We start from the raw sequence: 12,295 nt of genomic DNA, 5'->3' as shown, positions 1-12,295 counted from the left end.
AGCTATAGATATTCTGCTGATAGGTCTGGTTTAATTCTAAGTCAATCTTTATAAGTGAGGGATCTCTGACAAGATCGCCTTAGCTATAAGGATTGACCGGTTATTGGTGCGGTGGTGCTAGCTGTGTTCGATCTCGATCGTTTGTAGCTGATAGCCCGCTTGACGGTAGATTTTATATCTTTCTCGCGCCAGTTGCTTGGCTTTTTCTTCGCAAGGGACGAAGTCTACCACCTCAGCAAACTTGTTCGCAAAGGTTGTCTCATTTTCCGCCAAATTTATTACTATTTGCCGACTCCATGAGGGCTTGACAGCTTGGTAGCCTATTTCCACCTTGGTGCCATATTTTGGACCTTCGCCAACCAAGTTGTGGGCAATAAAGTGATGGGGCTCGGCTTGCCAAAAAGTCTCAGCAATCTGTTCTGCGTGCGATTTGTCGTGGCAATTCAGATACACCTTGGCGCCTTGTGAGGCAAAATGTCTGGCAAGAAACAGTACATAGTCGCCAAAACCCACGGCATTCGATTGCGGGGAGTCTGGTTTGATAATGTAAAACGTTGCGTTTGCCATTTTATTTAGCTCACTATTGCTTCAGATACAAAAAAGGGCCTTGCGGCCCTTTTGACGAAGTTGAGGTTTATTCCTCTGTGTCTTGGCCACTGCGGTTAAGCAGGAATTGGACAAGCATTGAGACAGGGCGGCCCGTAGAGCCTTTTGCTGCGCCTGACTTCCAGGCTGTACCTGCGATGTCGACGTGTGCCCAGTGGTATTTCTTGGCAAATTTAGACAGGAAACAACCCGCTGTGATCGTACCTGCAGGACGACCACCGATGTTTGCCATATCGGCAAATGGGCTCTTCAACTGCTCGTGGTACTCGTCAGCCATAGGGAGACGCCATGCACGGTCACTAGATTGCTCAGATGCGTTGATCAGCTCGTGTGACAGCGGGTTATGGTTAGAGATAACCGCACTGATATGGTGGCCTAGAGCCATGATACATGCGCCAGTCAGAGTCGCTACGTCAACCACACACTCTGGCTCGTAACGTTCAACGTAAGTTAGTGCATCACACAGTACTAGACGGCCTTCAGCGTCAGTATTAAGTACTTCAACCGTTTGACCAGACATTGTCGTCAGAATATCGCCTGGACGGTAGGCATTGCTGCCTGGCATGTTCTCACAGCCTGCTAGAACGGCAACCACGTTGATTGGTAGGTTCAATTTCGCAAGTGCTTTCATTGTGCCAAATACCGATGCAGCACCACACATGTCGTACTTCATCTCGTCCATGCCTTCGCCTGGCTTAAGTGAAATACCGCCTGAATCGAAGGTTAGACCTTTACCCACAAGAACGATTGGTTTTGCTTCTGGATCTGGGTTGCCCTTGTACTCCATGATAGACATCATAGATTCGTTCTTAGAACCACGGCCAACGGCTAGGTATGAAGTCATACCCAGTTTTTCCATTTCTTGCTCGCCAATGATCTTAGTCGTTACTGTCTCATAGTCATCCGCTAGGCGACGTGCTTGAGAAGCAAGGTAAGCTGGGTTGGCGATGTTTGGTGGCATGTTGCCTAGGTCTTTCGATGCTTTCACACCAGACGCAATAGCAAGACCGTGTGCGATTGCTTTTTCGCCAAGGTTTAGCTCACGACGTGTTGGTACGTTGAATACCAGCTTACGAAGTGGGCGGCGAGTCTCTGGTTTAACGCTCTTAAATTGGTCGAACGTGTAAAGACCATCTTTTGTTGCTTCAACCGCTTGGCGTACTTTCCAGTAAGTGTCACGACCTTTAACGTGCAGTTCTGTTAGGAAACATACTGCTTCCATTGAACCTGTTTCGTTGAGCGTATTGATGGTTTTTTGAATGATTTCTTTATATTGGCGCTCGCCAAGCTCACGCTCTTTACCACAACCGACAAGCAAAACGCGTTCAGACAGTACTCCTGGTACTTGATGAAGCAGTAGCATCTGCCCTGGTTTACCTTCCAGATCGCCACGGCGAAGTAGAGAACTGATATAGCCATCGCTGATTTTGTCGAGCTGTTCAGCGACCGGAGAAAGACGGCGTGGTTCAAACACACCTACAACGATACATGCGCTGCGCTGTTTCTCAGGGCTGCCACTCTTTACACTGAACTCCATGCGTACTCCTACATCCTGAAGACAAATAGAACTAAATGTTAGATAATGCCGTCTTACTTGTTGATTCCTTACTCGGAACTATCCTTAAATAAGCGCGTTAACAGTTAGCCAAAAAATTTAAAAATAAAAGGTTCAACGGGAAATTATAGTGATTCAATTAAAAAAACAAGTTTTGTATAGGTAATTTCAGCGTGATTATTGTTAGATATTTGATCCGCGAGACACTCAAAAGCCAATTAGCGATATTTTTTGTGCTTTTACTCGTCTTTATAAGTCAGACTTTTATCAAAGTTTTAGGCGATGCGACGGACGGTGATATCCCTGCTCGACTGATCTTAGCTATCGTTGGACTAAATATTCCCCAAATGGGGCTTCTGATGCTGCCGATGAGCTTATACATCGGTATCTTGCTCACTTTTGGCCGTTTATACAGCGAAAGTGAAATTACCGTCATGAATGCGACAGGCATGGGCAGTAAGTTTTTGATCCGTGCGGCGATGTCACTTGCGTTTATCACCACGGCACTGGCTGCATTCAACACGCTTTATTTAGCACCATGGAGTCAAGAAAAAGAGGCTCAGTTGATAGAACAAGTTGCGGCTGAAAACAGTGTCGACTTGCTAAAAGCGGGTCAGTTTCAGCGTACACCGGATGGCTCTTCGGTCGTCTTCATTGATGAAATCCGAGACAACAAGCTCAACAACGTGTTTGTGGCTCAAGTGCGCCCGCGCGATGCGATTTTACCGAGTGTGATGTTCTCTAACTCGGGTGAAGTGCGTGAGCACGATGATGGTCGCCAAATGATTGTGATGCATGATGGTACGCGATACGAAGGCATTCCTACTCGCTTGGATTACATGGTGACAGAGTTTGAGCAGTACAGCGGTTTGATTGGTCAACGTGAAGTCCAAGCTAAGCGCCGTAGTTGGGGCGCGGTACCAACACTAGACTTGATTGAGAGTACCGATTTGTCTGCAAAAGCCGAGCTTCAATGGCGTATATCGCTATTTGTCTGTATCCCACTGTTGACCATGCTTGTGGTGCCTCTTTCTGCCGTTAACCCGCGCCAAGGTCGTTTTGCCAAAATGGGGCCAGCGATTTTGGCTTATTTTGTTTACTTTATCTCAATGTCGACGACGAAATCAGCGATCGAGGATGGCAACATTCCAGCAGTGATTGGTATGTGGCCAATCAACTTTGCTCTGTTAGTGGCGGCGATCGGCGTCAACTTTATCGACAGCGTTCCTGTGCGACGCATGAAAGACAAATTTAGACAACGTAAGGTGTCGTAACTCGTGTTTAAAATTCTAGACCTCTATATCGGCCGAACCATTATCGCGACGACCTCTATGGTGTTAGCGACTCTTATCGGCTTATCGAGCATCATCCGTTTTGTAGAGCAATTACGCAGTGTAGGTAAAGGAAGTTACGATTTACTCAACGCATTCTATTTCGTCCTGTTGGGAATTCCACGCGATATTGAATTGTTCTTTGCCATGTCCGCTTTACTGGGTGCCTTAATCGGCTTAGGTATTTTGGCATCAAGTTCGGAGCTCGTGGTCATGCAGGCGTCGGGCTACTCGAAACTCGATATTGGTTTGTCGGTACTGAAAACCGCGATTCCATTGATGCTGATTATCATGCTTCTCGGAGAGTGGGGGGCGCCTCAAGCGCAAAAAATGGCGCGCGAGCTGCGTTCATTCTCGATTTCTGGCGGGCAAATTGTTTCCGTGCGTGCCGGGGTCTGGGCACGAGATGTGGATGACTTTATCTTCATCGGCAAGGTGGAAGACGACACGCTCTATGGTGTGAAGGTGTGGCGATTCGATGATGAGAAGAAACTCTATCAAGTGATGTTTGCCCCTGAAGCGGACTACTTAGGTGATAACCAGTGGCTCATGAAAGATGCGGAAATTACCGATATGGCCGACAAGGTAGAGCTGGCTAAGTCTAAGGTGAAGGAATACGCGTGGAAAACAACGTTAGTTCCTGACAAGTTGGCTGTGGTAAAAGTAGAGCCGGAAGAGTTGGCGATGAGTGGTTTATATGACTACGTCACTTACCTTAAAGCCTCAGAGCAAGATGCCTCTCGCTATGAACTGGCCCTTTGGCGTAAAGTCACTCAGCCGATATCCATTGCGGTTATGATGTTGCTCGCGCTGTCGTTTGTCTTCGGCCCTTTGCGTAGTGTAAGTATGGGGGCGAGGGTTTTATCCGGTGTGGTTGCTGGCTTTACTTTCTATATTTCGAGTGAGTTTTTTGGTCCACTGACTTTAGTCTACGGGATCCCCCCCGTAGTGGGGGCGGTAATGCCGAGTTTGGTATTTTTAACCTTGGCACTGATGCTGCTGCGAAGAAAATTGTAAAAAAATGGCTGCCTTTTGGCAGCCATTTTTCATTGAAGACTAAAGCAGTTTTTTAAGTCTATATAGCTCTTCCAAAGCCTGACGCGGAGTGAGATCGTCAGGGTCAATATTGGAAAGCGCTTCTTCAACTTCACTTGGTTCTGGAATAAGACTTAATTGATTAGCGATGTCCACACCGCTACTTGGTGTTGATGATGCTTCTATTTGACCGATTTGTTCGAGTTGGGTCAGCTTAGCGCGTGCATTTTTGATTACGCTCTTTGGTACACCAGCAAGTCCCGCGACAGCAAGACCGTATGATTTGCTCGCCGCACCTTCTTGAACGGCGTGCATAAAGGCAATGCTATCGCCATGTTCAACCGCATCAAGGTGAACATTGGCTAAGGTTGGTATTTGGCTTGGCAATTCAGTGAGCTCAAAGTAGTGGGTGGCAAACAACGTCATTGAACCGAGCTGTTTTGCCAACCATTCCGCGCTCGCCCAAGCCAAAGATAGGCCGTCATAAGTACTGGTTCCACGCCCAATCTCATCCATTAGCACTAGGCTATTTTGTGTTGCGTTGTGCAAGATGTTAGCGGTTTCCGTCATCTCAACCATAAAGGTAGAACGGCCTGATGCCAGGTCATCCGAAGCACCAATACGAGTAAAGATACGATCCACCGAACCAATGGTTGCTGACTCTGCAGGGACGTAAGAACCAATGTGAGCCATCAGTGCAATCAACGCGGTTTGGCGCATGTAAGTCGATTTACCGCCCATGTTCGGACCAGTAATGATTAACATCTTACGTTGGGCATTGAGCTCGATTGGATTGGCAATAAACGGCTCGTCCATCACTTGCTCAACAACTGGGTGGCGGCCAGCTTGGATATGAATACCAGCCTCTTTGGTTAAGTTCGGGCGACAGTAATCTAAGCTGTCTGCACGTTCTGCTAGGTTTTGCAAAACGTCAATTTGAGAGACTGCAGAGGCGACATTTTGCATTTGCTCTAAATGTGGAAGAAGCAAATCAAACAGTTCTTCCCAAAGCTGTTTCTCTAGCGCTAGCGCTTTTGATTTCGAGTTGAGGACTTTATCTTCATGCTCTTTTAACTCAGGGATGATGTAGCGCTCTGCGTTCTTAAGCGTTTGGCGACGTACGTAGTGTGGCGGCACTAAATGGCTTTGCCCTCGGCTGACTTGGATAAAGAAACCGTGGACATTATTGTAGCCCACCTTGAGTGAATCAATACCGTGACGCTCACGCTCGTCTTGCTCCATTTGCTCAAGATATTCGGTCGCACCATCTGCCAATTTACGCCATTCATCAAGTTCAGCGTTGTACCCTTCTTCGATCACACCGCCATCACGAATAACCACAGGCGGGTTCTCTTTGATAGCACGCTCCAGCAGTTCGCACACCTCGTCCATCGGCGCCGCGTATTGCGCTAACTTAGAGAGATAAGGATGGCTAAGTGAGCTCATTAACTCAGATAGCTCAGGTAGCTGCTGCATCGCATAGCGTAGACGAGCCATATCACGTGGGCGAGCACTACGCAGCGCCAAACGAGCCAGAATACGTTCGATATCGCCAATCTGCTTAAGTACTGGGTGTAAGTCACTAAATAAGGCTTCATCTTTTAGCTCAGCAATAGCATCTAGACGGTGGTTTAGCGTATCAATGTCGCGCATCGGCTGATGCAACCAGCGTTTGAGCATACGGCTGCCCATGGCGGTCGCAGTATGATCCAAAACTTCAGCAAGAGTGTTGTCCGTACCGCCAGCAAGGTTTTGGGTGATCTCTAAATTTCTGCGTGTTGCCGCGTCAAGAATCACCGAATGATCTTGGCGATCGAAGGTCAAAGAGCGAATGTGCGGCAGTGCTGTTCGTTGGGTATCTTTCACATATTGAATCAGACAGCCTGCTGCGCATAATCCGAGCTTGGCGTGTTCGACTCCAAACCCAACTAAATCGCGTGTACCAAATTGTTGGTTGAGTTGTTGCTTCGCTGTATCTAATTCGAATTCCCATACAGGGCGACGACGATTACCGTTGCGAGCAGACATTAACTGTACGGGTTCAAAGTCTTCTGGGAACAGCAGCTCGCGAGGAGCAGTACGTTGCAATTCGGCTGCCATCGCTTCTTCAGTCTCTGGTTCCATTAATTGGAATCGGCCTGAAGTAACGTCGAGAGTCGCGTAGCCGAATTTACCATCGTGGTGATAGATAGCGGCGATAAGGTTATCGATACGCTCGGAAAGCAGGGCTTCATCAGTAACGGTGCCGGGGGTGACAATACGAACCACTGCACGCTCTACTGGGCCCTTACTCGTCGCAGGATCGCCAATCTGCTCGCAAATGGCAACGGACTCGCCAAGCTGCACCAATTTAGCTAAATAGCCCTCTACGGCATGGAAGGGGACGCCCGCCATTGGAATCGGTTCGCCAGCAGATGCGCCGCGTTTGGTGAGAGAAATATCGAGTAGTTGTGACGCGCGTTTGGCATCATCATAGAAAAGTTCGTAAAAATCGCCCATTCGATAGAACAGCAAGATGTCAGGGTTCTCGGCTTTTAACTTGAGATACTGCTGCATCATTGGGGTATGTTTTTGCTTATCTTTTTCAGGTAACGCTTTCACGGGTAACTTCTTTCGTTTATGTCTATTGCGGCTTAGGATACGTGAATCGACATTGGGCGAAAAGATGCAAGAGGGTATTTAGATATGGAATCACAACAAAACCTGTCAGCGCGATTGGGTGAAGCACTATTACGTCACCAACAAGTGCTCGTGACCGCAGAGTCTTGCACAGGTGGCGGGGTGTCCGCTGCGATTACCGATATAGCAGGCAGCTCCGCATGGTTTGATCGTGCGTTCATCACTTACAGCAATGAAGCCAAGATGGAAATGCTAGGTGTAAAGGAAGAAACGCTTGACGCTCACGGGGCGGTGAGTGAAGCAACCGTGGTTGAAATGGCGCAAGGTGCAATTCGACATTCGCGTGCAACGATCTCGGTATCAATAAGTGGTATCGCAGGACCTGGTGGTGGCTCGGATGAGAAACCTGTTGGAACAGTGTGTTTTGCTTGGGCAGACGACAAAGGTTGGCTAAAAGTGGCCACTTATTGCTTTGAGGGGGATAGACGAGCAGTACGCCGACAAGCTGTTATCAAAGCGCAACAAGTACTGTTTGAGAAGCTCAGTGTCGCAGAGCAATGAATAAGTAATGAATTAAAAGTTTCGATAAATTAGATAGATATCATCAAAATTCAAAAAAAATCCACACAGGTGTGGACACTGTATGAATCAACAGTATAATGGCTTTCATTGATGGTTCAGTGCTTGCCGCTGGATAAAAGAATTTGATTGATATTCATCAGCACAAGATGAGTCTTTTGGAGAAAGTGATGGACGAGAACAAACAGAAAGCGCTCGCCGCTGCGCTAGGTCAGATTGAAAAGCAATTCGGTAAAGGTTCAATCATGCGCCTGGGTGATAACCGCGCAATGGATGTAGAAACAATCTCTACTGGTTCACTTTCTCTTGATATCGCACTGGGTGCTGGTGGCCTTCCGATGGGTCGTATCGTAGAAATCTACGGTCCTGAATCATCGGGTAAAACAACGCTAACTCTTGAGTGTATTGCTGCGGCGCAAAAACAAGGTAAAACTTGTGCATTTATCGATGCTGAGCACGCACTTGATCCTGTTTACGCGAAGAAGCTTGGTGTTGATATTGACGCACTATTGGTTTCTCAGCCAGACACTGGTGAGCAAGCTCTTGAGATCTGTGACGCGCTAGCTCGTTCAGGTGCTATTGACGTAATGGTTGTTGACTCGGTTGCTGCTCTAACGCCTAAAGCGGAAATCGAAGGCGAAATGGGCGACAGCCACATGGGTCTTCAAGCGCGTATGCTGTCTCAAGCAATGCGTAAGCTAACCGGTAACCTAAAGCAGTCTAACTGTATGTGTATCTTCATCAACCAAATCCGTATGAAGATTGGTGTGATGTTCGGTAACCCAGAAACCACAACGGGTGGTAACGCACTTAAGTTTTACGCATCGGTTCGCCTAGATATTCGCCGTACGGGGTCTATCAAAGAAGGCGATGAGGTTGTGGGTAACGAGACTCGCATCAAAGTTGTTAAGAACAAGATTGCAGCACCATTTAAGCAAGCTGAAACGCAAATCATGTATGGCCAAGGTTTCAACCGTGAAGGTGAACTGATTGACCTAGGCGTTAAGCATAAGCTAATCGAAAAAGCGGGCGCATGGTACAGCTACAATGGCGACAAGATTGGTCAAGGTAAAGCAAACGCAGGCAAGTTCCTACGAGAAAACGTAGAGGCTGCACAAGCTATCGACGCTAAGTTGCGTGAAATGCTTCTGTCGCCAGCAGAAATTCAGCCTGATGATGCGGAACTAGGTCAAATGCCAGAGCAAGAAGAGCTATAACATAGCCTTATGAATTTAAAGCCCTGCTTATGCGGGGCTTTGTTGTATTTAGAATATGAGAATTTAATCCGACATGTTCCAACGAAAACCCCCAACACTGTCGAGCAAAGAAGCCGCTATTCAACTGCTCAGTCGTCGTGATCATGGTGAGTATGAAATGTATCAGAAACTTAGCTTGAAAGGTTATGAAGAGGATGCGATTCAAGAAGCGATTAATTTTTGTTTAGATCATAATTACTTAGATGATCTTCGTTATGCAAAGAGCCAAGTGAGGCAGCATGTTTATAAAGGCCATGGAGAGCGCCGAATTCGCCAAGAACTCAATCAAAAGCGAGTGGCTGAGTCAGTCATAGAAAAAGCGATGGAAGAAGAGCCGCAAGATTGGTTCGAATTGGCAAAAAGTGCTGGGGAGAAGAAATTCAAAGGAATGAAAGCGAAAGACCAAAAAGAGTACGCCAAACAGGTGCGTTTTCTTCAATATCGAGGTTATAGCTTTGAACAAATCAGTTATGCGCTCAACTCGGAAACTGAGGATTAACAGCTAAATGAGTCGTTAATTTGATGATTTAGTTTCGTTTCCACAATCCAAATGCTCTTTTCTGCGAGAAAACTAGTCGTAGCGCTAACCATGATCTACAATAGCGCAAAATTCTAACTCGACTATTTTCAGGAAGAGCTGCATGTACATGAGCACTGATGAGGTTCGTAACGCGTTCCTTAAGTTCTTTGAAAGCAAAGGACACCAAATCGTAGACAGTTCATCGTTGGTTCCACATAACGATCCAACCCTGCTATTCACAAACGCAGGTATGAACCAATTTAAAGATTGCTTCTTAGGCGCCGAAAAGCGTGCCTACACTCGAGCAACTACGGCTCAGCGTTGTGTACGTGCGGGTGGTAAACATAACGATCTTGAGAACGTTGGTTTTACAGCTCGTCACCATACTTTCTTCGAAATGCTAGGTAACTTTAGTTTTGGTGATTACTTCAAAGAAGACGCGATCGCGTTTGCTTGGGAATTCCTAACGGAAACGCTACAACTGCCAAAAGAGCGTCTATTGGTAACGGTATACGAGACAGATGACGAAGCATTCGATATCTGGAACAAAAAAGTAGGTGTACCTGCTGACCGTATCGTTCGTATCGGTGACAAAGAAGGCGGCAAGCAGTTCGAATCAGATAACTTCTGGACAATGGGTGACACAGGTCCTTGTGGCCCTTGTACTGAAATCTTCTACGATCACGGTGAGCATATCTGGGGAGGCCGTCCTGGTACTCCAGAAGAGGACGGTGACCGTTTCATCGAGATCTGGAACAACGTATTTATGCAGTTCAACCGTCATGCTGATGGCACGATGGAACCGCTACCTAAGCCTGCAGTTGATACGGGTATGGGTATTGAGCGTATTTCTGCAATCATGCAGGGCGTTCATTCAAACTACGAAATCGACGTATTCCAAAAGCTAATCAAAGCTGCTGCAGAGGTTGTCGGCTGCCAAGACCTGTCAAACCAATCACTACGCGTGATTGCTGACCATATCCGCTCTTGTTCATTCCTAATCGCAGATGGTGTGATGCCTTCAAACGAAGGTCGCGGCTACGTGTTGCGTCGTATTATCCGTCGTGCTGTGCGTCACGGTAACAAGCTAGGTGCAAAAGGCGTATTTTTCCACAAACTTGTCGGTGTACTGGCTGAAGTGATGGGCAGCGCAGCTGACGAACTTAAGAAGCAACAAGCCGTTGTTGAGAAAGTATTACGCATTGAAGAAGAAAACTTTGGTCGCACATTAGAGCGTGGCATGGTTATCCTCAATGAAGCACTGGATGCACTTGAAGGCAAAGAGCTTGATGGTGAAACAGTATTTAAGCTTTACGACACTTACGGTTTCCCTGCTGACTTAACTAACGACGTGGCTCGCGAGCGTGATTTCACTATCGACGAAGCGGGTTTCGAGAAAGCGATGGAAGAACAGCGTCAGCGTGCACGTGAAGCTGGTCAATTCGGCACGGACTACAACGCAACAATTAAAACAGAAGCTGAAACCGAATTTTGTGGTTACACCGGCACTCAAGGTAAGAGCAATGTGGCTGAAATCTTCGTTGAAGGTGAAGTAGCAGAATCTCTATCGGCGGGTGATAAAGCGATCATCATTCTTGGTGAAACGCCATTCTACGCAGAATCAGGCGGTCAGTGTGGTGATGCTGGTGTACTAAAAACTGAATCTGGTCTATTCAAAGTAGAAGACACGCAGAAGTTAGGTAATGCAATTGCGCACCACGGCGTTCTAGCCGAAGGCGTTCTCGCGAAAGGTGATGAAGTAGAGGCTATTGTTGATGCAGAGCGTCGCGCTTCTATCTCACTAAATCACTCAGCAACGCACCTGCTTCATGCTGCACTACGCCAAGTTCTGGGCGAGCACGTAACGCAGAAAGGCTCACTTGTTAAGCCAGAAAACCTACGTTTTGACTTCTCTCATCTCGAAGCGGTAACGCCTGCTGAACTAAAAGAAGTTGAGCGCTTAGTAAATGCACAAGTTCGTCGTAACCACGTGATTGAAACTAACGTTATGGACATCGAGTCTGCTAAGCAGAAAGGTGCAATGGCCCTATTCGGTGAGAAGTACGATGATGAAGTTCGCGTGCTATCTATGGGCGAGTTCTCAACTGAGCTTTGTGGTGGCATCCACGCTTCTAACACGGGTGATATTGGTCTGTTCAAGATCACCTCGGAAGGGGGTATTGCAGCGGGTATCCGTCGTATCGAAGCGGTAACTGGTGAAGCAGCACTAGATGCAATCGAAGAGCAGCAAGCGAAGTTCGAAGAGAAACTGGTTGAGTCGGCACAAAAAGCAAAATCTCTAGAGAAAGAAATTCAGAAACTGAAAGACAAGATGGCTGCCGCAGAAAGCGCAAACATCATGGGTAAAGTTCAGGAAATCAACGGCACGAAAGTGTTGATTGCTGCTCTAGAAGGCGCCGATAACAAAAACCTACGCACTATGGTTGATGACATTAAAAACCAAGTGGGTAGTGGCGTTATCCTGTTGGCGAACATCAACGGCGATAAGATTGGTCTCATCGCTGGTGTGACCAAAGACCTTATCGGCAAAGTGAAAGCGGGCGATCTTGTTAAGATGGTCGCTGAGCAAGTTGGCGGTAAAGGTGGTGGTCGTCCTGATATGGCGCAAGCGGGCGGTACTGATGTGGCGGCTCTGCCTGAAGCGATCAAGACCGTTCAGCCTTGGCTAGAAGAACGCTTGTAAAAAATACTGTATAAACTGCGCTCAATCATTTGTTTGATTGAGCGTAATTTTTTTGTCCTAACCAAGTGGTTTAATTGATTGTCCTAGTGA

General features: G+C 47.1%; 9 protein-coding genes. 6 read left to right on the top strand and 3 right to left on the bottom strand.

Features of this window, described 5'->3' with window-relative positions:
• Window positions 1–117: 117 nt before the first annotated feature.
• Entirely contained in the window at window positions 118–567 is a 450-nt protein-coding gene (locus ACUALS_RS12240) for a DNA polymerase III subunit chi (protein ID WP_454448440.1), read from the bottom strand.
• Between the two features lie 67 nt (window positions 568–634).
• Window positions 635–2,143, bottom strand: coding sequence for a leucyl aminopeptidase (gene pepA, locus ACUALS_RS12235; protein WP_005472699.1), 1,509 nt, complete (start codon window positions 2,141–2,143; stop codon window positions 635–637).
• 191 nt (window positions 2,144–2,334) lie between these two features.
• Here pepA and lptF point away from each other — a divergent pair, with 191 nt between their 5' ends.
• Together lptF and lptG are read left to right on the top strand one after the other, a co-directional pair.
• The gene (lptF, locus tag ACUALS_RS12230) at window positions 2,335–3,435 is read left to right on the top strand and encodes an LPS export ABC transporter permease LptF (protein ID WP_038140346.1); all 1,101 of its coding nucleotides are present in this window, start codon (window positions 2,335–2,337) and stop codon (window positions 3,433–3,435) included.
• A gap of 3 nt (window positions 3,436–3,438) precedes the next feature.
• Window positions 3,439–4,509: an LPS export ABC transporter permease LptG gene (gene lptG, locus ACUALS_RS12225; protein WP_454448439.1), complete on the top strand. Its 1,071-nt coding sequence runs from the start codon at window positions 3,439–3,441 to the stop codon at window positions 4,507–4,509.
• 39 nt (window positions 4,510–4,548) lie between these two features.
• Here lptG and mutS read toward each other — a convergent pair whose 3' ends face one another.
• Complete coding sequence (gene mutS / locus ACUALS_RS12220) at window positions 4,549–7,086, bottom strand: DNA mismatch repair protein MutS (protein WP_454449258.1); 2,538 nt, start codon at window positions 7,084–7,086, stop codon at window positions 4,549–4,551.
• A 126-nt stretch (window positions 7,087–7,212) separates the two neighbouring features.
• On the opposite strand from mutS, the gene pncC reads away from it, so the two are divergent.
• The 4 genes from pncC (at window position 7,213) to alaS (ending at window position 12,205) form a co-directional block, all read left to right on the top strand.
• Window positions 7,213–7,707: a nicotinamide-nucleotide amidase gene (gene pncC / locus ACUALS_RS12215; protein WP_454448438.1), complete on the top strand. Its 495-nt coding sequence runs from the start codon at window positions 7,213–7,215 to the stop codon at window positions 7,705–7,707.
• 188 nt (window positions 7,708–7,895) lie between these two features.
• Window positions 7,896–8,942, top strand: coding sequence for a recombinase RecA (recA, locus tag ACUALS_RS12210; RefSeq protein ID WP_038140340.1), 1,047 nt, complete (start codon window positions 7,896–7,898; stop codon window positions 8,940–8,942).
• 73 nt (window positions 8,943–9,015) lie between these two features.
• Entirely contained in the window at window positions 9,016–9,480 is a 465-nt protein-coding gene (gene recX, locus ACUALS_RS12205; protein ID WP_454448437.1) for a recombination regulator RecX, read from the top strand.
• A gap of 142 nt (window positions 9,481–9,622) precedes the next feature.
• Window positions 9,623–12,205 (top strand): alanine--tRNA ligase, encoded by a 2,583-nt coding sequence (alaS, locus tag ACUALS_RS12200; protein ID WP_454448436.1) that lies wholly within the window; start codon window positions 9,623–9,625, stop codon window positions 12,203–12,205.
• Window positions 12,206–12,295: the final 90 nt, after the last annotated feature.

Source organism: Vibrio sp. NH-7 (genome assembly GCF_053643215.1).
The sequence above is the reverse complement of the archived record's forward strand: the minus strand, read 5'-3'. Positions and strand labels throughout refer to the sequence as shown.